The sequence below is a fragment of the Aureibaculum luteum genome, assembly GCF_003449015.1.
Classification (GTDB): domain Bacteria; phylum Bacteroidota; class Bacteroidia; order Flavobacteriales; family Flavobacteriaceae; genus Aureibaculum; species Aureibaculum luteum.
This window is the reverse complement of the sequence record NZ_QRGD01000007.1, coordinates 243,242-268,455: the sequence shown is the minus strand read 5'-3', so window position 1 is coordinate 268,455 and position 25,214 is coordinate 243,242. Positions and strand designations below refer to the sequence as shown.

Below are 25,214 nucleotides of genomic sequence, written 5' to 3'. Positions count from 1 at the left end.
ATATGCGAAATAGAAAAAAAACAAAAATAGTAGCCACCTTAGGACCAGCTTGTGATACATATGAGATCATAGAAGAAATGATGACTGTAGGGGTTAATGTTTTTAGAGTGAATTTTTCTCATGCAGATTATGAAAATGTAGCTGAGAAAATAAAAATGATAAGAGAGATAAATCAGAAATTAGGTTATAATGTAGCCGTTTTAGCTGATTTACAAGGCCCTAAATTACGCGTAGGTGTAATGGAGGAAAAAGTCAAATTAAATAAAGGAGACCAATTTATATTTACTACTGACAAGTGTGAAGGAACTAAAGAAAGAGCCTACATGACTTATCAAAAATTTCCTCAAGATGTAAAACCTGGGGAAAACATTTTGGTTGATGATGGTAAACTTTTATTTAAAGTTATTAGCACTAATGGTAAAAATGAAGTACTTACTGAAGTTTTACGTGGTGGTAAATTAAAATCTAAAAAGGGTGTTAACTTACCTAATACTGCTATTTCTCAACCTGCACTTACAGATAAAGATAAAAAAGATGCTCTTTTTGCTATAGAAATGGAAGTGGATTGGATTGCACTTTCTTTTGTAAGACATGCAGAAGATTTAATAGAGTTAAGAGCATTAATAACTGAACATTCTGATTTTAGAATTCCTATAATGGCAAAAATAGAAAAGCCAGAAGCCGTTGCCAGAATTGGAAGCATTACACCTCATTGTGATGGTTTAATGGTTGCCAGAGGTGATTTAGGTGTTGAAGTTGAAATGGAAAAAGTTCCATTAATTCAGAAAAAATTAGTTCTTCAAGCTAAAAAAGCTAGAATTCCTGTAATTATTGCAACTCAAATGATGGAAAGCATGATTACAAGTCAAGTTCCTACAAGAGCTGAGGTAAATGACGTTGCCAATTCAATTATGGATGGTGCAGATGCTGTTATGCTTTCTGGCGAAACATCTGTAGGAGAATTTCCTATAGAAGTAATTCAAAAAATAAGATCTATTATAGAAAATGTAGAAGACTCTCCATTAATTACACGGTCTGACTCTTTTATTAGAAGTGTAAATGACCGTTTTATTTCTAAAACAATATGTTACCAAGCAGCTAAAATGGCTGATGATATAGGAGCTACAGTGATAACAACTTTAACCAATAGTGGTTATACGGCGTTTCAAATTTCTGCATGGAGACCAAAAACTCATATCATGGCTTTTTCTAACAACAGAAGAATATTAGCCATGCTTAATTTATTATGGGGCGTAAAAGCTCACTTCTATGACGAGATGAAAAGCACCGATGACACCGTAGATGACATTAACGAAATAGCAGTAACAAAAGGGTATGCCAATAAAGGAGATTATGTTATAAACATTACCTCTATGCCTGTAAAAGCACACGGTATGGCAAATACTATGAGAGTTAGTCAAATAGAATAAAAATACTACAATAAATACCCTTCTATCAGGAGGGTATTTATTTTTTACACATAAATTTTGAATCTTATTAATCGTTACAAGATTACCCTAAGGTCAAAATTCCATCTTATTTAATAAACATCATTTTAATGAAGAAAGTCCTATTAGGCATAATTATTACCCTGCTTTTTGTTTTCGTTTTTCGATATTGCGAAAATAAAAAAGATGACAAGTCTATTTTGTACGAAAACTCAATGTTAATACAAGAGCAGATTAAAAATGTGGGTAAACTTATTGTGACGGAAGGACATTTTAGTGAGGTTTTTAATTACAAAAATTCAAAAGCTTTATTTACCGACTATATAACATCAGATAAAAAGGCAATTGTAGTAGTGAACGCTGATGTCACAATTTCCTATGACCTTAGTAAGATTGAGTATAAAATTGATGAAGCTACCAAGACACTCCAAATAATTAGCATACCTAAGGAACAAATTTCTATTAGTCCCGATTTAGAATATTACGATATTCAAGCAGACTATTTTAATCCTTTTGAAGCCAAGGATTATAATGATATTAAAGAAACGATTAAATCGTCTCTAATTAAAAAGTTACAGAACTCTGATTTGCAAAAAAATGCAAAAACGAGACTGTTAGAAGAACTTACCAATTTTTATGTATTGACCAAAGAATTAGGATGGACTTTGAAATATGAGGAAACTCCAATTACGGATGAAAAGAATCTCTTTGAGTTAGAGCTTTGAAAATAAGTAGGAAATCCGAAAAAGAGAAGTTCAAACAAAAAAATATGTTTAGCTAACTAATCATATTACCCTCTTCAACTCCTTTTCCAACAATTCGATTCCGCCATTAATTAAATGAGCTATCTCAGTATTTTCCGCCAAGGATTCTAGATAATTAATCATGTTTCTTTTAAATTGAGAATTTTCATTATAAACCAATTCTGCCATTTCTAAAGGTAATAACCAATCATTAGGAAATTCTAACTTCAACAAAATAAATATTTCTTCTAACCGAATATAATTAAGTCTTCCTTTCTCTCTAATTTTACGCACTTCGTCATATAGTCCATGTAGCTTTTTATCTTTATTTGAATATTTAATTTTATGTGTCTTTTCTTTGGGAACGTCATAAATTAAACCAAAATTTTCAGGATCTGCAACACCGGAATAAGCGGAAACAACTTCTTTACCCACGGCCATATCAAAAATACCCCAGTTAGGATGAAATAACACTTTTTCTTTATGTTTAACAGTACAGTTTTTGAATGAAATAAGAATTATTTTACCTTTCAGGTTTCTTTTACCAGTTATAATTTCACCTGTTACATTAATATTACCTTCAAACTTAAGATTCACTATTTTACCTTCGTAAATACCATACGCCTCTAAATCTGTAGGCGACATATCTTCAATGGCTATATTTATACCTTTTAATTTACCAATAGCAGAACCAAAACCATCGGCATGATACGACTTACTGTGCCCAATCAATTCTTTATTTTTATAGGCTAAAGCCGTACCTCCATTTGTTTTAAAATAAACAGGATTATTATTTTCATCACTTATTACATCCTCAAAATTCCCAGAAATTTGTATCCCTGTACTTAATTCAATTGTTCCTAAAATTTTAGAATCTATCAACTTATTCAGTCCTTTTAACCCTCCTTTTCGTAATGCCATTTTATTAGCATACTCTTCTAACACCATACTTAAATGAGCAAAATCTGGAGTTACAAATAACTGAGGCTGTGGTTTTGTGATATCAAAATCAGTATCCGCTGCTTCTATTGAATACGGTACTTTTTTTACTTTTTCACTCATACACCATTGACTTTCTCCTATGGAAGACAACAACCCTGCACCATAAATTTTAGAATTTTCTAATGAGCCTATCAATCCATATTCAACAGTCCACCAATGTAGGTTTCTGATTTTTGCCATTTCACTCAACTCTGTCATGCTTTCAACTACTTCAGCAACTTGTTTATCCGCTTTAATAATCTCCTTTTCGCTAGTATTCGGATCTTCCTTTATGATTGATAAATGCCTGATGGCTTCATATAATTCAAAATCTTTAGCCGATGAAATAGCCTTACTTCCAATTTCTCCAAAACGTCTTAAATATTCAGCATATTCTGGATTCGCAATGATAGGAGCGTGACCTGCCGCTTCATGAATAATATCTGGAGCTGGTGTATATTCTATGTGATCAACAGTTCTGATATCGGCAGCAATAACTAACGTATTGTAAGCTTGGAACTCCATAAAAGCATTTGGAGGTATAAACCCATCTACCGATACTGCTGCCCAACCCAAGTCTTTTAAAATCCGATTCATGCCTTGCATTCTTGGGATTGTATCTACAGAAATACCCGCTTTTTTAAGACCTGGGATATAAGATTTATGTGCCACTTTTGACAAATAATCAACATTTTTTCGCATTACATACCGCCAAACTGCCTGATTTTGACTTGTATATTCATTATATGGCTGTCGTATTACAAAGGATTGTAAGTGCTTGGGTAACCTAGCAATAATTTTGTTTGACTTAAAATTCATTAGTGTAATTAGTGAGTTTGATTTGTAAAGTTAATAATAATTAAACTTGCACTTTTAAATAAATTGTATCTTTATTGCAAACAAAACGAAATTAAAATTATTATGAGAGGAAGAGGTGGACTCAAAATCAGGTTACTTATTGGTGCGGGTATAATTCTATTTACATTATTTAATTATTACTCAAAAAGAGAAACTAATCCATATACAGGTAAAAAACAAAGTATTGCACTAACCACTGAACAAGAAATTGCTCTCGGATTAGAAAGTGCTCCACAAATGGCACAACAACATGGTGGCTTATACCCAAGTCAAAAAGATCAGGACATTGTTGATAGAGTTGGGAATTCATTAGTTAACAATAGTATAGCAAAAGAAACACCATATCAATATGATTTTCATTTATTAAGAGATCCTAATACTATCAATGCTTTTGCTTTGCCCGGCGGACAAATATTTATCACTTATGCCTTGTATTCACAACTGCAGAATGAAGACCAATTGGCAGGTGTTTTAGGACATGAAATAGGACATGTAGTAGGTAGGCATTCGGCGGAACGAATTGCCAAACAGGGCTTAACACAAGGAATTATTTCTGGTGTTTTAGTTGGTGGTGGTGATGGTACAGGCCAAATGGCAGCAATGATTGGAAACGTTATCAATATGAAATATGGACGTGGTGATGAATTAGAAAGTGATGAATTAGGCGTCAAATTTATGTTAGATGCCGGATACCAACCTGAAGAAATGATGGGTGTAATGGAAATATTAAAAGCGGCAGCAGGCCCAAATAGGACTCCCGAAATGCAAAGTACCCACCCAGATCCAGAAAATAGAATTGAGAAAATTAAAGAGGCGATAGAAAAATATAGGAAATAGAAATTAGAATCCTTCCAAAAGCAGGGAGATAAAAGTATAAACTAATAATTATTTAAAGGAGTTTCGGTGGAGCTGTATCGGCAATGGTTACTTCGTTAAAAAACAACAAACGAAGTAGAGTCAGTACGTTTGAAAAACTAAAAGATTATAAAAGTATTGATTACAGAGAAGGTAAAATTGACAAAAAAGCAACTCCGGAACAACTCAGAGCTATTAGAGAAAAACTTCAAAAAGAGAATAGAAAAAAACGAATAATCACAATAGTTTACTTTGTTGTTTCATTTACTATAATCATCCTTCTTTTAAATATAATTAAATTTAAACAGTAATGTTTTTGATACACATTCTAAAGAATTAAAGTTCCCCACTCAAGAGGGGAACCTAAAGTGCTAAAAACTAAAATTCATTTACTAGAATTAACCTTAAGCCGTAAAAAATAACCACTCCATAAAACAAAAAAAAAGCGAAATGTTACCATTTCGCCTAAAGGAAATCTCCGTAAATCTGTAGGAGTAAATAAAAAACTACTTTCTTTTTCTTTTTTCTTTTTTCTTAGCTTTTAAAGCACCCTCTATTATTTTATAAGTATCATGTGCTTTTGATATTTTAGCATATTTTAAGGCTGTATACCCCTTGTCTGATTTTACTTTCAAATTAGCTCCATTAGCAATTAACAGCTTCACAATATTCACATTATTATATCTGGCCGCGTACATTAAGGGTGTCATTCCAACTGATTTTTTATTAATATCTACACCTGCAGCAATCATACTTTTAACAGCATCATAGTTTCCTGTAGTTATTAATTTACAAAAAGCATTGACATTGGTGCTATACACGATATTGAGATTCATACTACTTCTTTCCATATTAGAAATGTTATTATCCATTTTAACATTTTTAATGGTGTCATTTACTGGGTTTGCATGAACTGCTAATCCGAAAACGAGTGCTGATAATAAAATTAGATTTTTCATAAGTTTAAATTTTAGTAATTGTTAGATAATAAAATAATTATAAAATTAAGATCGTATGTAACCGTTACGCTCTCACATTAAAAATTTCAACATCACTTTTCGGGAAGTTATTTTTAAAATTTCTTAATGCTCGTTTCATAATATATTTAGATTTAAGTTACAGTATAAAGACGAGGGCATTGCGTATTTCGTTACTCGCTCCCTTCACAATTAACCAAAGTTTAACCATATCTTAATAAAATGTTATTGCATTAAAACAATTGTTAAAACCAACTACAACGTTATTGTTATTAATCGTTTTCAATTACTGAATTCCCTTTTAAATTTCTTAAATTTGTGATTCAAGTTAATCATTATGAATAAGAAAGTTATTTTAATAATCCTAGATGGATGGGGTATTACACAAAACCCAAAAGTATCAGCAATTGCACAAGCTAAAACTCCTTTTATAGATTCTCTATTTAAGAAATATCCTAATGCCAGTTTAAGAACTGACGGCCTACATGTTGGCTTGCCAGAAGGTCAAATGGGAAACAGTGAAGTCGGTCATATGAATTTAGGTGCCGGACGAATTGTTTATCAAGATTTAGTGAAAATAAACAAAGCGGTAGAAGATGGAAGTATTGCCCAACAAGCAGAACTTCAAAAAGCGTTTTCTTATGCTAAAGAAAAAAAGAAAAATGTCCATTTTGTAGGCTTAGTTTCTGATGGAGGAGTACACTCACATATCAATCATGTTAAAGGGTTAGTAACTGGGGCTCATAATTTCGGTTTACGCTCATATGTTCATGCATTTACAGATGGTAGAGATGTTGATCCGCATTCTGGTAAAGAATTTATTGCCGAATTAAACAATCATCTAGCACAAAACAATGGTCAACTGGCTTCAGTTATTGGTAGATATTATGCAATGGATAGAGATAAACGTTGGGAGCGTGTTAAATTAACTTATGACGCCATGGTTAAGGGCATTGGTACAAAATCACACAATGCTATTGAATCTATTCAAGAAAACTATGACAACGGTGTTACTGATGAATTTATCAAGCCAATTGTTATGGTTAATGATAAAGATCAGCCAATATCGACTATTAAAGATGATGATGTCGTTATCTTTTTTAATTTTAGAACGGACAGAGGTAGACAAATTACGGAAGCTTTATCTCAAAAAGATTTTCCTGAATATGACATGAAGAAACTTAATCTGTATTATGTTACCATGACTAATTATGATGATAAGTTCAAAAATGTTCATGTAATTTATAACAAAGACAACTTAGTCAATACCTTAGGAGAGGTTTTAGAAAAAAATAACAAAAAACAAATAAGAATAGCAGAGACGGAAAAATATCCTCACGTAACATTTTTCTTTTCTGGTGGTAGAGAAGATGAGTTTGTTGGTGAAACAAGGTTAATGTGTCCATCTCCAAAAGTGGCTACATACGATTTACAACCAGAAATGAGTGCAAAAGATATTACTGCCGCTATTATTCCTGAATTAGATAAGAAAGAAGCAGATTTTATCTGTTTAAACTTTGCCAATACAGATATGGTTGGTCATACTGGTGTTTTATCTGCTGCTATAAAAGCTGCAGAAACAGTTGATAAATGCACTGAAGAAATTATTGAAAGTGTATTAAAAAACGACTATACTGCAATTATAATTGCAGATCATGGTAATAGTGAAACCATGATTAACGAAGACGGTTCTCCAAATACGGCACACACTACCAACCCAGTTCCAATCATTATTGTTGATAAGGAAATCAAAACAGTTAAGAGTGGTATTTTAGCAGACATTGCCCCAACTGTTTTAAAATTAATAGGTGTTGATAAACCTGAGGTAATGGATAGAGAATCATTAATTTAAACACAAAATAGAGCCCAAAATAAAAATATGAAGAAAATAATTTTTGTGATTACCTGTCTGTTTTTTTTTAGTGGATACACTTTTGCACAACAAAAAACGACCATTAATAAGCCAACCTATTTAGAGGGTATTACCACACAAAATGCATTTAAAGAAGCTCCATTTGCCTCATGGTTCAATCGTAATTATGATAATTACAAACTTGATGAAGCCACTGTAAAAGAAGTTAAAAAACATATTAAAGGTATTACTATAAAAGCCTTTATGGGCACTTGGTGTGGTGATAGTAGACGTGAAGTTCCTCATTTTTATAAATTATTAGAAGAGGTAGGTTTCGATGAAAGCAATCTAGAAATGATTGCTGTGAACAGAGGAAAAAAAACGGCTGATAACTTACAGGAAGGCTTAAATATAATCAGAGTACCAACTTTTATTTTTTATAAAAAGGGCAAAGAAATTGGCAGATTTGTAGAATATCCTAAAGAATCTTTAGAAAAAGATATATTAAAAATCCTTAAAGAAGAGCCATATAAGCATTCATATGATAAAAGTTAATTTGTAATTTTAGATACTAAAAGTAATTGTTATCAGTTTAGTATTTTGTAAAACAGAATATTGGCTTAAATTTGCAAAAACTTTAATAACTCTAAATGATTCCAAAGGACCCTTTAATAATTGCTATTGATTTTGATGGTACCATAGTAGAAGACGCGTATCCTAAAGTTGGCTCACCTAAAATATTTGCCTTTGAAACTTTAAAAGAATTACAAAAAGATGGACATAGATTAATACTATGGACCTACAGACATGGTGAACGTTTGCAAGACGCCGTTGATTTTTGTGAAGAAAATGGTATCCATTTTTATTCTGTAAATAAAAACTACCCCGAAGAAAAATTTCAAGGAAAAGTAAGTAGAAAAATCAATGCTGACTTATTTATTGATGATAGAAATATTGGTGGTATGCTAGGCTGGGGTGAAATCTACAAGATCATAAAAAACAATCCTAACGCGGAAGTACCAAAAAAGAAGAAAAAGAGTTTTTGGAAATTTTAAATACGCGTTCTTGATTTTAAAGTTTAGGTGTCTACACATTAAAACACCATAAAATGCAATTTTTCGTAAATATAACTTAGAATACTCCTTGTTTTTGAACGCAACTAACGCTTTTAAAAAAAACGAGTACGTTCGATTTTTTTTCATTCTAATATTTAATTTACCTTTGCACTTTACACGTATATAATGATTAAAATAAAAACTAGAGAAGAAATTGAATTGATGCGAGAAAGTGCATTAATCGTTTCTAAAACACTAGGTATGTTAGCCAAAGAAGTTAAGCCAGGTGTTTCAACATTACAATTAGATAAACTAGCTGAAGAATTTATTAGAGACCATGGTGCTATACCCGGGTTTTTAGGCCTATATGATTTTCCAAACACCTTATGTATGAGTCCTAACGCACAGGTTGTTCATGGATTTCCAACAAAAGAACCTTTGAAAGAAGGTGATATTATCTCTATAGATTGCGGTGCCCTAAAAAATGAATTTTATGGTGACCATGCCTATACTTTTGAAGTTGGTGAAGTTGATGAGGCTACCAAAAAACTTTTAAAGGTTACAAAAGAAAGTTTATACATTGGTATTCGTGAATTTAAAGCGGGTAATCGTGTTGGTGATGTTGGTTTTGCAATACAAGAATATTGTGAAAACCATGGCTACGGTATCGTACGTGAACTTGTTGGTCATGGACTTGGTAAAAAAATGCATGAAGGCCCTGAAATGCCAAACTATGGCAAACGTGGTAGAGGAAAGAAATTTAAAGAAGGTATGACCGTTGCCATTGAACCAATGGTCAATATGGGTACACATAAAATTAAACAGCTAAAAGATGGTTGGACAATTCTAACACAAGATGGTCAACCTTCTGCACATTTTGAACATGATGTTGCTATCGTTGATGGCAAACCTGAGCTTCTTTCTACTTTTAAATATGTTTACGAGGCTTTAGGAATCAAAAGTAATGAAGAGGATGAATTTAGACACGAATTCCACTAATTATCTCGAAAAAACAAAAATTTGAAATCATTTTCACAAAATTTAGTAAACTAGTTTCCAAACAAAATTATGACCAAACTATTATTTAAAGAAGAATCTTATAAAATAATAGGTCTATGTATGGAAGTTCATAAGGAGTTAGGTAAAGGGTTTAGTGAAATTATTTATGGTGATTCGTTGGAAATTGAATTCAAGAAAAATAACATTAACTATTCTAGAGAAAAAAGATTTAAAATTGTTTATAAAGGTGTCACATTGCCTCATTACTACATTGCTGATTTTATAATTGATGATAAGATTATTGTTGAAATAAAAGCAATTGAAAGTTTAACAGGTAGTCATCTAAAACAAACATTGAACTATTTAGCAGCTACAAAAATTAATCTTGGATTATTAGTTAATTTTGGAGAAGATAGTTTAAACTATAAAAGAGTTATACTTTAATATTTAATTAGTGAAAATTAGTGAAATTCGTGTCTTTTTTTAAATACATATTAAATACCATTCCTCGTCCTTTTTTAATAAAAGCAAGTTATTGGGTTAGTCCCGTTTTTGCCCTATACTTAAAAGGATCAAAATACACCGACCCTATTGACGGTAAGCGTTTTAGAAAATTTCTACCTTATGGTTATGGTACACAACGTCCGAATGTATTATCACCAAGCACATTGTCTTTAGAGCGTCACAGATTACTTTGGTTATACTTACAAAATGAGACGAACTTTTTTGAGGATTCAAAACCTAAGAAAGTTTTACATATGGCACCAGAACAGTGCTTTTTAAAAAGATTTAGAAAATTAAAACATATTGAACTCATTACGGCTGACCTCTATTCGCCAATAGTAGACGTTAAAGCTGATATTTGCGACCTTCCCTTTGAAGATGATAGTTTTGACATGATTTTCTGTAACCATGTCTTAGAACATATTATAGACGATAAAAAGGCGATGCAAGAACTCTACAGAGTTTTAAAACCAGGAGGCACGGGAATCTTTCAAATTCCACAAGATTATTCAAGAACAACAACTTATGAAGATTTTACCATAACTTCACCCGAAGAACGTGCCAAACATTTTGGACAATATGACCATGTGCGTGTTTATGGAAGTGATTATTTTGATCGTTTAAAAGCTGTTGGTTTTAAAGTTAACGAAGTTAATTATTCGCAAAAATTATCTGAATCTGAAATGGATAAATACAGATTGATGAAAGGTGAAATTTTACCCGTATGCACTAAATAGATATGAAATATTAGACTTTTACAACTCCTTTATATCATCTGATAAGATCCAACCAATTTTACCGTCAGCAATTTTAATTTTTTTCCAGTTATCTAAACTTTCCAACACCTTTACTTTAGTACCTTCGTGTAGTTCAAAACTAACTTCACTAGATGCTGTGGGTGCAGTTTTGACTTCTGTTTGTTGAGCAAAAACTATAGCTTCCGTGTTGGCTTTTTCATGCTTGTAATTTTGGAAAGCAAAGGCAACCATTAACAAGGCTAAAAATGCACTTGCAAAGCTTGTTATAAAGTACAATCGTTTACTACCTGTACTATATGAAAAGTGATACAATAGAAATAACAGGGCAAATAGAAACGATAAGCCTATGGCTAACCAAGCCCATGTGTTATAAGTAAATCTCATAACAACCGATTGATTTAACTTTTGCAATAAAGTCTTTGGTAAAGGCTCTATATTATCTATAGCCATGCGTTTAGCAAAAGATAAATTAAAAGCAGCATCTGTATAATTTGGACTCTGTTGCAACACTTTTTCATAATAATAAATAGCAGGAGCTATTTTATTCATTTTATAATAGGTATTCGCCATATTATAAAATAAATCATCAGAATTTATATTATGTTTTTCTATCTGCTTATACACCTCTAAAGCCTCATTGTATTTTTCACTTTGATACAATTTATTTGCTTTTACGAAAAGGCTATCTGCTTGGGTCGCAAAGACTCCAATTGATGATAATAACAATATGAATAAAATAATTTTCTTCATCTATAGTTGCTTATCTATTTTTACAATTACTTTTCTTGCTGCTTCATACTCTTGCTTCATCATTACGTTTGTAGTTGGCGTATAACGTGCATAATCACAACTATCAAACACGCTAATAAACTCACTTATAGTGTCATTATCAACTTTACGTTCACTTAGTATTTCCTTAATTTTATCTTTACTAATATCAGCTGTTTCTACTTGTAACTTCGCTTTTAGATAATTATGTAAGGCCTTTTCTAATGCCTCATAAAACTGTTCTTTATGACCTAATTGTTTTTTGGCTTGAGATAAGAATTTTTTGGCCAACTTATCTGCCTTACGTCGTTTATTACCTATAATATCACTATCTCTTTTTTGTTTTTTCATCCCAATAAATATTCCAAAAGGAATTGATAATAAGGGTAAAATCAATAATAAATAAAACAGATCTGATTTAAAAAAGTCTTCAGAATTTTCATGAGATACCATGGTTGCATTTGTACTAATAAACCGGATATCCTTGGCATTAGAAATTACGTTTTTCTTTGTAGTTGAAACAGCATTTTCATCTGCTCGTGTTTTTCCTTGGGGTGCATTAATAATTATTGCATCAGAAGTGATTGTCTTATACGTTTTATCTTTTAAACTAAAATAGGAAAACGTGGTTGAAGGTATTTTATATTTACCTCTGAACTGTGGTACCACTGTATATTGATCATAAACACTTCCGGAAAATCCACTTATGGCAGTTCTTATATTTTCCTTATGTTCTGGCTCGTATTTCTCTAATCCAGTTGGTGTTTCAATTTTAGGCAATTCCACCATTTTTAAATTCCCTTTACCCGAGACTTGAACTTTTATTTGTGCTGCTTCATTTGCTTTAAGTTCACTTTTATTAGTCGTTACTGTAAAGTCATAATCACCTACGGCACCTGTAAAATCTATAGGCTTATTAGCCAATGGTAATGGTTTCACCTCTATGGTACGCTCACCTGTAGTGGCTGTAAAATTAACATTTCTGGTAATCATATTTCCCAGTAAACTTCGTCTCCCAATTGGTACGCCAGCTCCTACTTCCATTTCTAAAGGGCTAATCGTTAATTTTCCCGATTTTTGAGGTATCAAGACAACCTTTCTTAAAACAGCATATCTATGTGTTTTTCCTTGAAATGTTCCTTCCTGTCCATTGGATTGTTTCACTTCAATGCTCTGATTCCAAAAACCATTAAAAGACGGGGAACCTGTTTCTCTATAATTTCTAACATTTACTTTACTTACATCGACATAGATTTTATAAACTACTGAAATACTCTCACCAACATAGGGGTTTGAATTAGAAACCTCGGCAATTAAATGTATATTTTGTGAGGCGATATATTTGGGATCATTAGGATCTTTTGGTATCTCAACAGCATTAGTAACCGTAATTTTTACAGTATTACTTTTTATGGTTTTTCCATTTAATTCAATGCTAGCAGAAGGAATAGTAATAACACCTTTCCTTTTAGGCTGCAACGTATATGAATATGCCATTTCAAATGCTTTTTGCCCATTAAATTCAAAAAAATTTGTGGCCTGCATTGGACCAGCTAGCTCGGTAAAATCTTTAAAATTAGGTGCTGTAAAATTATCTCCACCTTGCTTATTGAAAGTAAACGTAATACGCAAACGTTCATTTACACCTAATCTGTCCTTACTGACAGAGGCTTTAAATGACGTTTCTTGAGCCCAAACAGATGGGCTCAAAAAAAGTAGTATGGCTATTATGTGAATGTTTTTAAACATTAACTCTTTTCAATTATGGTATTAATTATATCTAACATGGATTGCAACAGTGATTTTGACTCACTTACTACCAATCTTTTTCTTGTTTCACTTTTTTCCCTTTAGCCTTTTTCGCATTTACCTTTTTCTGGGTTTTATTCTCTTCATTGTTCATGGCTTCTAACAACTGTTTTACTTGCTGAGGAGATAATTGGCTAGGATTTGGTTTCGGTTGTTTTTGATCCTTATCCTTGTCGCCCTTATCATCTTTTTTATCTTTATTCTGGTCTTTATTTTCGTCCTTGTTATCTCCCTTTTTATCCTTGTCTTTATCTTTATCCTTATCGTTCTTGTCTTTATTATCCTTATTTTCTTTATCCTTATCTTCGTTCTTGTCGTTCTCTTTTTTGTCCTTATCCTTATTGTCTTTATTATCTTCCTTTTGGTTTTGCTCTTTTTTCAATAATTTTTGTGCCAACGCTAAATTGTAACGTGTTTCATCATCTTTAGAACTATTTCTCAATGCATTTTTATAAGCTTCAATAGCTTGAGCATATTTTTTTTCTTTTAACATAACATTACCCATATTGTGGAATGCCTCTGCTTTTGATAATTTATCTTCAGATGTTTTTGAAACCAATTCGTACATTGGCAATGCTTCTTTGAACTTTTTTTGTTGATAGATAGCGTTACCTAAATTATAATTTGCCTTTTCATAATTAGGATTTTTCTTCAACGCCTTTCTATAATTAGCTTCCGCTTCAACATAGTTCTCTTGGTCATAAAAGTCATTCCCTGTTCTTACAATTTCCTTTTCATCTATCTCAACTTTCGGTTTTTGATCTTTTTTTTGAGCAAAAATTAAAGTAGTATTGATAAGTAGAAATACGATTAAAACCTTTTCCATACTATTCTTTTTTTTCATTAAATAAATTCAATTTCTGAATCCATTTCGTTTTTTTATTGAACATTAAAGCATCAAATATCAAGAATAAAATTCCCAATCCAATAAACCATTGAAATTGATCTTTAAAATCAGAAAATTGTTTTGTTTCAAATTCTTTTTTATCTGCTTTTAACAATAAATCATTAATATAATCTACAGTTTTAGTAGTGTTCTCTCCGTACAAATATTCACCGTCACCATCGGTAGCAATTTTTTTCAAGGTCTGGTCGTTCATTCGTGTTATAACCACTTCACCTGCTCTATCTTTTTTATACCCAACCAATGTACCATTTCTCTTTATAGGTATAGGTCCACCATCAGCATTTCCAATACCTATGGTAAAAATTTTAATGCCTTCTTTGGTTGCCTCATCGGCTATATAACTAACGTTTTCATCATGGTCTTCTCCATCAGAAATTAAAAACAAATACCTGTTGGTCTGTTCATCGTCATCAAAATAACTTTTGCCTAATTTTAAGGCTTCGTTAATTGCAGTACCTTGTGATGATACCATATCAGGATCTGCGTTTTGCAAAAACATTTTTGCCGCAGCTTGGTCGGTAGTAATTGGTAGTAATGGATACGCATTACCAGCATAAATTATTATTCCTACTCTATCACTCCCTAACTTGTCAATAATTCTTGAAATGATTTGCTTGGCCTTTTCTAATCTATTCGGTGCAACATCTTCAGCCAACATACTTTTAGAAACATCTAAAGCAAAAACGACATCAACACCTTCTCTCTTAATTGTTTTAAGCTTTGTTCCCATTTTAGGATTTACCAATGCTATAATTAAAAAAGATAATGCCAATGCTACCATTAACATTTTAAAAAAAGACTTAAACGGAGATATTTCGGGACTCAATTTTTCTAATAAGCCACTATCAGCAAACGCTTTCTGTTTTTGTTTTTTCCATAAAGAAACTAACAAATACAGCACGAAAAGCACGGCTACTGCAGCGAAATAATAAAAATATGTCTTTTCTTCTAATTGATACATTTGTGCTATCCTAACCTTCCCAATGGGAAGAAATTTTTTAAATAAAACTTTTAAATACTGTGTTTCTTAATAACATTTCAAATAAAATCAGAAAGCCAGCTAATAATACTAGTGGACGATATCTTTCTTGATAATTATAATATTTGAACTCTTCTATTTCTGTTTTTTCTAATTTGTTGATTTCATCATAAATTGATGCCAATTTTTCATTATCAGTGGCTCTAAAATATTTACCCTCTGTTTCATTGGCAATAAACTTTAATAATGGTTCATCAATCTCAACGGGTTGCATCTTAAAAATTAAACGCCCATTAATATCTCTAGCTACAGGAAATTCTGCTCTTCCGTTAGTTCCAATACCAATAGTATATACTTTTATGTCTAACTCTTTAGCCAACTCTGTTGCCGTTTTAGGATCAATAAATCCTGAATTATTTACACCATCCGTTAATAGAATTATCACCTTGCTTTTCGCTTTACTATCTTTTAATCGATTAACAGCAGAGCCCAATCCCATACCAATGGCAGTACCACCATCTAAATCGCCCCATTTTAATCTACTTATGGTATTCATAACAATACGTTTGTCACTGGTAATTGGCGTTTGTGTAAAACTTTCACCTGCATAAACCACAATACCAATACGATCATTCGGACGTTGACTAACAAAATCTTTCGCTACAACTTTCAATGCTTCCAATCGATTTGGGCGTAAATCTCTCGCCAACATACTTGCTGAAATATCTATAGCCATTACAATGTCAATACCACTAGTTGTTTTAGTTTTTTTACTCACCTCAACATTTCTAGGTCTGGTCATTGCTAATATTAAGGCCGATAATGCCAACAAACGTAGCACATTTAATAGCGGCTTTAATTTTGCCAAGACTGACGACCCTTCAAATCCTTTTGTACTTGAAATGGTTAATGTTGCTTTGTCTTTCTTACGCACAACATAGTACCAAATGGCAATCAATGGTATTAATAAAAATAGCCACAGAAATTCTGGATTTGTCAGTTCTAAGTTATTCCACAGCTTCATCTTCTTCTATCGATTTTTTAACTTTATCAATTATATTTTCTATACGCTTTTCATTTTCACTCCTAAAATAAGTGTTCTTAATATAGATACTACCAAAGTATATAAATGGGAATAAAAATGACAAAATAATTAAGAACCTCGTAAATCTTTTTCTTAGTCTATTATCCTTCTTAAAATTCTCATCGTTTTTAATAAAATCTATTTTATCTTTTATTTTTTGGCTATTTGTTGATTTAGTAACTACACCTTTCTTCTTTAAGAAAACCATACCACGATCTAAAAATCTACCTGTGAAGATTGTTTCAATGATAACAACCAATAACAATATTGGCAATGTCCAAATAATCCAAACCAGAATTAATAAGCCATTTAGAAAAGGGATTTTACTAAATATTCTACCATACTCATTTATTATTTTCCAAAAATAACTCTGACGTCTTAAATGCAATTCTTTACCAACAGGAGATAATTTAACATCAACTCTCTGTAAACCATAATAAAAAATGTGATAAACCCATCTGTATAACGTAACTGTTTCCGCTGCATCTTCGTTCGTAATTGAGCATTTTGGTTTATTAACAACTATTTCAGGTTTAGTAGTTTTTATGTCATCAATTATTTTACTTGTTGAGTTTCGATGCAATTCAATCTCATTTGACAAGGGTACATATTTGGCAAACTTCACTAAATCTGCATCTTTCAATAAGCTTTGTAATTTATTGATGGTATCTACTGGAATATTCAATGAGCTTGAACTATTAAAATCCATAATGGTTTCCATCAATTCATTAGTTGTTGATTCTAATGCTGGTATTTTCAATTCACGCTCTATATATAACCTAACAATTTCAGTCAACTCAACGTAATATTGTTTTATTTTATTTTTCTGCCACAATTGCTTATCATCTAACTCTTTTAATCGCTTTAAAGCAAGTTGATAAGGTGGTATTTTAGCTTCAAGCTCTTCTTCCGTTTGTTTCTTTCTAAATACAAAATATAGAATTAGTGCTAGTAGAGCTAAACCTCCTAAAATCCACCATAAATAACTTTTAAAATCGTCAAAAGTGTAGGGTTCATTTTGAACCGATTTAATCGGAAACATACTTTGTTTCAGTGTATCAACAGCAACCGTTGATACATCTACAACAACAGAGTCCGTTAAATACTCTTGACTCCACACCGTAATTTTTTGTTGTGGAATCGTATAGCTACCACTATCAAAACTAGTTAGTAAATATTTTCTTACCAATCGGTTTTTTAAAGTATCGATATTTAAATCTTCTACTATTTCAATTTTACCAGCAGGATCTAATTTCAATTCAGGAAAAGTTACTCCAGTATCTATATTGTCTACCGTAATTTGATAGTTTATTTGCTCACCAATTCTTATAATCGTAGTATCTACTTTTACAGAGACCTCAGGTTCTGATTGAGAATATGACGATAGGCTAAACAATACAACAAGCAACAACATGGTTTTTTTCACAGACAATTGTTGTTGTGACAAAAACACACCACTTGTCCCTATCAATTGAGGGGATTTTGTGTTGAATATTTTATTAATCTTTTTCACTAAGCTCCTTTACGTTTAAAATATCCTAATAATTTTTTTACATAACTTTCATCAATACGTGTATTAATAACCCCAGCACCACTTCTTTTAAAAGTGTTTTCAAACTGATCTACCATTTTTAGGTAATTTGCCTTATAACTATTTCTTACTTTCTTGGAAGAGGTATTTACTAAGACTGTTTTACCGCTTTCTGCATCAATCATTGGCACCATACCTAACGATGGTAACTCTTTTTCATATCTATCGTAAAGTCTTATACCTGTTACGTCATGTTTTCTTGCTACGATTTTCAAAGCATTATCATAGTCATCATCAATAAAATCAGATAAAATAAAAACAATGGCTTTTTTCTTCATCACATTCGATAAATACCGTAAGGCCTGAGCGATGTTTGTTTTTTTACTTTTTGGCTGAAACTCTATCAGTTCTCTAATAATTCTTAAAACGTGTGTTTTTCCCTTTTTGGGTGGAATAAACAACTCTATATCATCAGAAAACAATAACAACCCTACTTTATCATTATTTTGAATTGCCGAGAAGGCTAATGTTGCACTAATTTCGGTAATGGTTTCTCGCTTAAATTGTTCTGTTGTTCCAAAATATTCAGATCCACTTACATCAACCATTAATACCATAGTCAACTCACGTTCTTCTTCAAAAACTTTAATAAAAGGTTCGTGATAACGTGCTGTTACATTCCAATCTATGGAACGAATATCGTCTCCAAATTGATATTGACGCACCTCAGAAAAAGTCATACCTCTCCCTTTAAAGGAGCTATGGTATTCTCCTGAAAATATATGATCAGACAACCTTTTTGTCTTAATCTCAATTTTTCGAACTTTTTTTAGTATTTCTTTTGTATCCACTTTTTCAGTCAACAGATGGCAGTCACAGTTGGCAGTTAATATAGAACGTAAATTAAAAAATTTAGGTTACTAAATACTGAACACTGAATAATGCCAACTAATTTTTAAGGTACTTCTACTTCGTTTACAATTTTGTTGATAATATCAACAGAGGTAATGTTTTCGGCTTCTGCTTCATAGGTAATCCCTACTCTGTGGCGTAATACATCATGTACAACAGCTCTTACATCTTCAGGAATCACATAACCTCTTCGTTTAATAAACGCATAACATTTTGATGCCATAGCCAAATTAATACTACCCCTTGGAGAGGCTCCGAAACTAATTAATTGCTTTAAATCTGGTAATCTATAGTCTTCAGGAGAACGGGTTGCAAAGACAATATCTAAAATATATTTTTCAATTTTCTCATCCATGTAAACCTCTTTAACCGCTTCACGAGCAGATAAAATTTCTTCAAGACTTACTACAGCATTTACTTTCTCATAACTACCTTTTAGACTATTACGCATAATCAATTGTTCTTCGGCTAGTTTAGGATAATCAATAACCGTTTTTAGCATAAAACGGTCAACTTGAGCTTCTGGCAACGGATAGGTTCCTTCTTGTTCTATAGGGTTTTGAGTAGCCATTACTAAAAATGGCTCTGGCAACTTAAACGTAGTTTCTCCAATGGTAACTTGATGCTCTTGCATCGCTTCTAATAAAGCTGACTGAACTTTGGCGGGAGCTCTATTAATCTCATCTGCTAGTACAAAGTTTGCGAAAATAGGACCTTTCTTGATAGCGAAGTCATTATCTTTCATGTTATAAATCATTGTACCAACAACATCTGCAGGTAACAAATCGGGTGTAAACTGAACTCTACTAAAAGAACCTTTTACGGCCTTCGCTAAAGTATTAATGGCTAATGTTTTTGCCAAACCCGGCACACCTTCTAACAATATATGTCCATTTCCTAACAAACCTATAAGTAATCTTTCAACCATATGCTTTTGGCCAACAATTACTTTCTTCATTTCTAGCGTTAGCAAATCAACAAAAGCACTTTCTTTTTCAATTTTTTCGTTGATAGCTCTAATATCAACTGTTGGGTATTGTTCTTCCATACTTTAATTAAAATTAATACTTATTTTCTACACTAATTTTACCGATAGCAAACTTAGCGTTTAAGAGAAGGTTATGTTGTTAAAATTTGGTTAAAATAAGGGGGTTCAAAAGAAATTGGGAATTTTTTAAGGGGATTTTACCTTAAATGTTAAAATTTTCTTCAAAACTATTGTAAATATTACCCCTATATAAAAAATAAAGCATTAATACTGCTCATCATCATTTGGAAAATCACCGCTTTTTACATCGGTTATATATTTTTTAAAAGCACCATCCATTTCATTATATAAATCTAAATATCTACGTAAAAACCGCGGACTAAATTCATGAGTCATACCAAGCATATCATGCGTAACAAGCACCTGACCATCAACGTTTCCAGCACCGATTCCAATTACAGGTATGGTTAGACTTTTAGCAACTTCTTCAGCTAATTTAGCAGGAACTTTTTCTAATACAACTGCAAAGCAACCTAAATCTTCTAATAGTAATGCATCTTTTTTTAACTTTTCAGCCTCTGTATCTTTTTTGGCTCTCACAGTATAAGATCCAAATTTATAAATGGATTGTGGTGTTAATCCTAAATGGCCCATAACAGGGATACCAGCAGATAAAATTCTTTTTATGGATTCAGCAATTTCTTCCCCACCTTCCATTTTTATAGAATGTGCTCCAGATTCTTTCATTATTCTAATCGCACTATCTAAGGCATTTCTCGAATTACCTTGATAACTTCCAAAAGGTAAATCTACTACTACTAAACATCTTTCAATGGCTCTTATTACAGAAGAAGCATGATAAATCATTTGGTCTAAAGTAATAGGCAATGTGGTTTCGTGACCTGCCATTACATTAGAGGCAGAATCTCCTACCAAAATGATATCTATACCTGCGTTATCGATAATTTTTGCCATGGTATAATCATAGGCCGTTAGCATAGCAATTTTACGATTGTTACGCTTCATTTCTACTAAAGATTTAGTAGTAACTCTTTTATATTCTTTTTTTGCTGTTGACATATTATGTAGCTAAAAGTCTTTTGACTACAGACCAAAGTCTATACCTCAAAAGACCGATTATATTTTTTCTGATTTCAAAAATAGTTAAAAACTATATAATGACTGGTCTTTTAATCAAAGATTAAATTTCAGTGACTATTAGGCTTTCTGTTTTTCATAATTCTTACGCGTACATTTTGTTTTTATCAATTGATTTACTTTTTAATGTCATACTTATTTAATTTTAATAGTACTCCATAAAACAGCACCACCACTGTTTAACCTTTATGAAATATAGGTTTTTTAAAAAAAGTGAAGCATTAAAATAAATTAAAAAATATATTATCTTTAATGAGTCTAAATAAGAATTATTTATATATTTGCACCTTATTTGTAATTAATCTAAATAAGAATTGAAGACACTACCTCTATTATGTTTATCTTTTTTCTTCAGTATGAACAGCTTTTGTTATTCATCTGAGAGTGATAACCTAATGAGTTTATCTGGTAAAGTCAGTTACAAAAATGGTTCGCCAGTAGAAATGGCATTGGTTTACATTAAAAAGCTAAATAAAAGTACTTACACTGACGGAAATGGAAACTTTATTTTTTCTAATGTTCCTCCTGGCATTTACTCCGTATTTATAAAAACTTATGAGACTGAAGGCATCACAATCACAGTAGACCTTAGTAAAAAATCTGACCACTTATCGGTTGTTCTAAAAAATGATCAAGGAATTGCCCTAGACGATGTTATGGTAGTTAGTAAATCGAAGGGAAAACTTATCAAAGAGAAAGGTTATGCTATAGATGTTGTAAACACGCAAGAAATGGCAATTCAGAACTTACAATCTACCGAGCTTTTAAATCGCACATCAGGAGTTAAAATTCGACAGTCAGGTGGATTAGGTTCGCATACCCATTTTAACCTTAACGGACTTACAGGCAATTCTGTCAGAATTTTTATTGATGGAATTCCAATCAGAAATTATGGCGAATCTTTTTCATTATCAAGTATTCCACCGGCTATGATTGAAAGGATTGAGACCTACAAAGGTGTTTTACCCGCAGCGTTATCTGAAGATGCCTTGGGAGGAGGTATCAATATCGTTCTTAAAAAAAATATTGGCACTCATTTAAGTGCTTCCTATTCTTTTGGTTCTTTTAACACGCATCAAGTCAATATCGATGCGGGGTACAGAAACCCTGAAACCAATTTCAATGTTGACGTTTCGACATTTTACAACAGTACAGATAATAATTACGAAGTTTGGGGAGATAATGTATATGTTATTGACCCCAACACTGGAAAAGTTGAATATGTAAGAGCAGAACGTTTCCATGATGATTATAAATCTAAAGGTCTAAAAGCCAATATTGGTTATACTTCAAAAAGTTGGGCCGATGAAATTACACTTGGTTTAATGATTTCTGATATGGATAACGACATACAGACTGGGCCAACTATGGATATTGTTTATGGAAATAGAAGAAGCAAACTCGACAGTAAAATGGCTTCTCTAAAATATAGTAAAAACGACATCCTATTTAAAGGCTTGTCTGCAAACACATTCACTTCATTTTCACGCACAAATAGAATGGTTATAGATACCATGTCTGTAATGTACAATTGGCTAGGTGACATAATTAGCGATGATGAAGGTAATCCTATCAATTGGCAAAGTAATGGTGGAGAAGCTGGAGATGCAACTTTAGAGAATAATAAAGAAGTAAATGTTGCTAATAGAACAAATATTTCTTACCAAATACTTCCACATCATAAAATTGGAGTGCATTACTTTTTCAACCGATTTACGAGAGATGTTAATGATCCTTTACGACCACAGTCAATCCAAGACTTCTCAGATACCCGCTATCTTACGAAACAAATAGCTAGTGTTACTTATGAAAGTGATTTTCTAGATGAAAAACTAAAAGGAAATCTATTTTATAAATATTACAAACAACATGTTAAACTTTTAGACCGTATTAGAGAAGACAACGAGATTAAATCGTTGATAAATGAAAATAATATTGACTTTAATGGTTATGGACTTGCTCTATCTTATGCTGTTTCACCAAAAATAACATTATTAACCTCTGCAGAAAAAGCAGTGCGTATGCCTGGTGACTCAGAACTTTTAGGTAATACAAGTGGAGGAATAGAACCAACTTATGACTTACTACCAGAAAACAGTAATAACTTTAATTTGGGCTTTCTTTTAGGCACTTACACCCTAAACAAACATAGTTTTAACTTAGAAGCTAACTATTTTATTAGAGACATTAGCGATCTAATTATTAGAGGAATAAGCAATAGTATATCGGATACCTACGGTTATGAAAATCTAGGAAAAGTTAAGAGTTCAGGTTTTGATGCAGAACTAAAATACAATTACGATAATCGTTTTTTTGTAGCGACTAATTTTTCCAACTTTAATGCCCGTTACAATTTAAGATATGATGAAAATGGTTCCGAATACGGCCATTATGGCGATCGATTACGAAATACACCTTACCTCACTTCTAATACTTATATAGAATACAAGTTCAGTAAATTATTTAAAGAGAACTCTAAATTTTCGGTCAATTATAATTTCGGATATACGCATGAATTTTTCAGAAACTGGGAGAGTTATGCCAGTACAGGAAAAGCCTATATACCAACACAAGCGATACATGACTTTGGAGCTTCATATACAGCACCAAATAATAAAATTACCCTAAGTTTTAATGCTAAAAATATTACAGACGAACAAGTTTTTGACAACTGGGCAATGCAAAAACCTGGTCGGTCTTTTTACATTAAACTAACCTATAGACCCATATTTTAAATCATATAAATCAATATAAATTATTTCTATTATTATGAAAACAAATCTAATATCAATAAGCAAATCATTGCTATTATCAGCAACCTTAATAGGGGCACTATTTACAAGCTGCGACTCAAGTGACGATCCAGAAGAACCGATTCCCGTAGGGAATCAGGAATATTACAATGTAGCTTTTGGAGTAAGTTCAGAAGGAAATTCTGGTACTTATGCACAAGCCTTCACGGATATATCAAATGGAAGCATTTCATTTGACGGAGAAGGTTTTGAGGTTCCTTCTGTTCGTACAGCAAGAATTTACGGATCACCATCTGGAAAATATTTATATAACCTAAGTTATGGAGGTGGATTTTTATACAAATATGAAATAAAAGGAGGTTCTAATTATGTGCAACTAGAAGAAACCAATGTACAAATTGCAATGGGTACGGCGTACCCAAGATGGAAAGTACTTAATGCTGATGATGCTCTTGTACATACCATAAACACTGAGCACATTTATGTAGATGATGTCTATACGCATACTGATGCAACTGCAGTTTTACAACGTATTGAATTAGCTGATTTATCATTGGCAGAAAAGTCAGAAGTTATTATTCCTCAAACGGAAGATGGCTTACATATTTGGAGAATAGACAATCCTACTATCCAAGGTGGTAAGGCATACTACGGTGTTGCCAAGAGAGGTTATGACCCAAATACTGATGAAAATATTAACACAACTGATTATAAAGCCACAACATTAGTAGTTGATTATCCATCTTTAGAAAATCCAACTTTATTAGAATCTGAAGTAGCTCAAGGCTCTACATACGGCTACCGTGCCCCTGTTTACCATACTGATGAATTGGGAGATATTTATCATTTAACAGCCGAGCCTGCTAAAATAATTAAAATTAAAAATGGAGCTTATGATAACTCTTATGAATTAGATTTATCAACTGCTTTGGGTATGACTAACGTTGGTGCTAATGGTTGGTACTATGTAGGTAACGGAATAGGGTATGCTCCATATTACGATGCTACAATAGGAAGTGGAAGTGACGATACTACGCCTTGGGGTGTTGCTAGAGTCGACCTATACAATAAAACTGCAGTGAAGTTAAACCTACCTAATAATTTATGGATGTGGTATTATCAATCTGGTGTTTTAGGAAAAGATGGTAATTTCTATATGGCTATTGCTCCTCTTGGAGAATCAGGTAACATCTATATGTTCGATCCACAAAGCACATCACCAGATGGCTTTACAATAGGAGCCGAACTTGATAATGGTGCAGACTCATTCTACCTTGGAGTGTATTAAATTCTCA

General features: G+C 32.2%; 22 protein-coding genes. 11 read left to right on the top strand and 11 right to left on the bottom strand.

What is annotated here, in order from left to right; genetic code table 11:
* The first annotated feature begins 2 nt into the window (after nt 1-2).
* Together pyk and D3P13_RS16380 are read left to right on the top strand one after the other, a co-directional pair.
* Complete coding sequence (gene pyk, locus D3P13_RS16385) at nt 3-1,430, top strand: pyruvate kinase (protein WP_117883951.1); 1,428 nt, start codon at nt 3-5, stop codon at nt 1,428-1,430.
* A gap of 128 nt (nt 1,431-1,558) precedes the next feature.
* A complete protein-coding gene (locus D3P13_RS16380) occupies nt 1,559-2,173 on the top strand; it encodes a DUF4230 domain-containing protein (RefSeq protein ID WP_117883950.1) in 615 nt (204 codons plus the stop codon).
* Nucleotides 2,174-2,233: 60 nt separating this feature from the next.
* Here D3P13_RS16380 and D3P13_RS16375 read toward each other — a convergent pair whose 3' ends face one another.
* Nucleotides 2,234-3,991 carry an aromatic amino acid hydroxylase gene (locus D3P13_RS16375; RefSeq protein ID WP_117883949.1) on the bottom strand — a complete coding sequence of 586 codons (1,758 nt, stop codon included), beginning with the start codon at nt 3,989-3,991 and terminating at the stop codon, nt 2,234-2,236.
* A 102-nt stretch (nt 3,992-4,093) separates the two neighbouring features.
* On the opposite strand from D3P13_RS16375, the gene D3P13_RS16370 reads away from it, so the two are divergent.
* On the top strand, nt 4,094-4,867 hold the full coding sequence (locus D3P13_RS16370) for a M48 family metalloprotease (RefSeq protein WP_117883948.1): 774 nt from the start codon (nt 4,094-4,096) through the stop codon (nt 4,865-4,867).
* 524 nt (nt 4,868-5,391) lie between these two features.
* Here the strand turns inward: D3P13_RS16370 and D3P13_RS16360 are convergent.
* Complete coding sequence (locus tag D3P13_RS16360) at nt 5,392-5,844, bottom strand: ankyrin repeat domain-containing protein (RefSeq protein WP_232829220.1); 453 nt, start codon at nt 5,842-5,844, stop codon at nt 5,392-5,394.
* Between the two features lie 355 nt (nt 5,845-6,199).
* Between D3P13_RS16360 and gpmI the strand changes: the two genes are divergently transcribed.
* From gpmI to D3P13_RS16330, 6 genes are all read left to right on the top strand, one after another.
* Nucleotides 6,200-7,714: a 2,3-bisphosphoglycerate-independent phosphoglycerate mutase gene (gpmI, locus tag D3P13_RS16355; RefSeq protein WP_117883946.1), complete on the top strand. Its 1,515-nt coding sequence runs from the start codon at nt 6,200-6,202 to the stop codon at nt 7,712-7,714.
* A 27-nt stretch (nt 7,715-7,741) separates the two neighbouring features.
* Nucleotides 7,742-8,269: a thioredoxin family protein gene (locus tag D3P13_RS16350; RefSeq protein WP_117883945.1), complete on the top strand. Its 528-nt coding sequence runs from the start codon at nt 7,742-7,744 to the stop codon at nt 8,267-8,269.
* A 95-nt stretch (nt 8,270-8,364) separates the two neighbouring features.
* Nucleotides 8,365-8,769, top strand: coding sequence for a BT0820 family HAD-type phosphatase (locus tag D3P13_RS16345; RefSeq protein ID WP_117883944.1), 405 nt, complete (start codon nt 8,365-8,367; stop codon nt 8,767-8,769).
* A 186-nt stretch (nt 8,770-8,955) separates the two neighbouring features.
* Nucleotides 8,956-9,768: a type I methionyl aminopeptidase gene (gene map, locus D3P13_RS16340; protein ID WP_117883943.1), complete on the top strand. Its 813-nt coding sequence runs from the start codon at nt 8,956-8,958 to the stop codon at nt 9,766-9,768.
* 69 nt (nt 9,769-9,837) lie between these two features.
* Nucleotides 9,838-10,212 carry a GxxExxY protein gene (locus D3P13_RS16335; RefSeq protein ID WP_117883942.1) on the top strand — a complete coding sequence of 125 codons (375 nt, stop codon included), beginning with the start codon at nt 9,838-9,840 and terminating at the stop codon, nt 10,210-10,212.
* 29 nt (nt 10,213-10,241) lie between these two features.
* Complete coding sequence (locus tag D3P13_RS16330; RefSeq protein ID WP_117883941.1) at nt 10,242-11,009, top strand: class I SAM-dependent methyltransferase; 768 nt, start codon at nt 10,242-10,244, stop codon at nt 11,007-11,009.
* Between the two features lie 18 nt (nt 11,010-11,027).
* Here the strand turns inward: D3P13_RS16330 and D3P13_RS16325 are convergent, their stop codons facing one another.
* The 9 genes from D3P13_RS16325 to panB all read right to left on the bottom strand — a co-directional run bounded on the left by D3P13_RS16325 (nt 11,028) and on the right by panB (nt 21,088).
* Nucleotides 11,028-11,780: a tetratricopeptide repeat protein gene (locus D3P13_RS16325; protein ID WP_117883940.1), complete on the bottom strand. Its 753-nt coding sequence runs from the start codon at nt 11,778-11,780 to the stop codon at nt 11,028-11,030.
* Entirely contained in the window at nt 11,781-13,547 is a 1,767-nt protein-coding gene (locus D3P13_RS16320; RefSeq protein WP_117883939.1) for a BatD family protein, read from the bottom strand.
* 67 nt (nt 13,548-13,614) lie between these two features.
* A complete protein-coding gene (locus D3P13_RS16315) occupies nt 13,615-14,451 on the bottom strand; it encodes a tetratricopeptide repeat protein (protein WP_117883938.1) in 837 nt (278 codons plus the stop codon).
* The gene (locus D3P13_RS16310) at nt 14,435-15,475 is read right to left on the bottom strand and encodes a vWA domain-containing protein (RefSeq protein WP_117883937.1); all 1,041 of its coding nucleotides are present in this window, start codon (nt 15,473-15,475) and stop codon (nt 14,435-14,437) included. The genes D3P13_RS16315 and D3P13_RS16310 overlap by 17 nt, the downstream gene beginning before the upstream one ends.
* 37 nt (nt 15,476-15,512) lie before the next feature.
* Nucleotides 15,513-16,517, bottom strand: a complete 1,005-nt coding sequence (locus D3P13_RS16305; protein WP_117883936.1) for a vWA domain-containing protein — start codon at nt 16,515-16,517, stop codon at nt 15,513-15,515.
* Nucleotides 16,501-18,090: a hypothetical protein gene (locus D3P13_RS16300; protein ID WP_157972947.1), complete on the bottom strand. Its 1,590-nt coding sequence runs from the start codon at nt 18,088-18,090 to the stop codon at nt 16,501-16,503. The genes D3P13_RS16305 and D3P13_RS16300 overlap by 17 nt, the downstream gene beginning before the upstream one ends.
* Entirely contained in the window at nt 18,090-18,959 is an 870-nt protein-coding gene (locus D3P13_RS16295) for a DUF58 domain-containing protein (protein ID WP_117883989.1), read from the bottom strand. Before D3P13_RS16295 ends, D3P13_RS16300 begins: the two co-directional genes overlap by 1 nt.
* Before the next feature lie 104 nt (nt 18,960-19,063).
* Nucleotides 19,064-20,068, bottom strand: coding sequence for an AAA family ATPase (locus D3P13_RS16290; RefSeq protein ID WP_117883934.1), 1,005 nt, complete (start codon nt 20,066-20,068; stop codon nt 19,064-19,066).
* A gap of 204 nt (nt 20,069-20,272) precedes the next feature.
* Nucleotides 20,273-21,088, bottom strand: coding sequence for a 3-methyl-2-oxobutanoate hydroxymethyltransferase (panB, locus tag D3P13_RS16285; protein WP_117883933.1), 816 nt, complete (start codon nt 21,086-21,088; stop codon nt 20,273-20,275).
* A gap of 434 nt (nt 21,089-21,522) precedes the next feature.
* On the opposite strand from panB, the gene D3P13_RS16280 reads away from it, so the two are divergent.
* Nucleotides 21,523-23,901, top strand: coding sequence for a TonB-dependent receptor (locus tag D3P13_RS16280; protein WP_117883932.1), 2,379 nt, complete (start codon nt 21,523-21,525; stop codon nt 23,899-23,901).
* Nucleotides 23,902-23,935: 34 nt separating this feature from the next.
* Nucleotides 23,936-25,207: a hypothetical protein gene (locus D3P13_RS16275; protein ID WP_117883931.1), complete on the top strand. Its 1,272-nt coding sequence runs from the start codon at nt 23,936-23,938 to the stop codon at nt 25,205-25,207.
* The last annotated feature ends 7 nt before the right edge of the window (nt 25,208-25,214 follow it).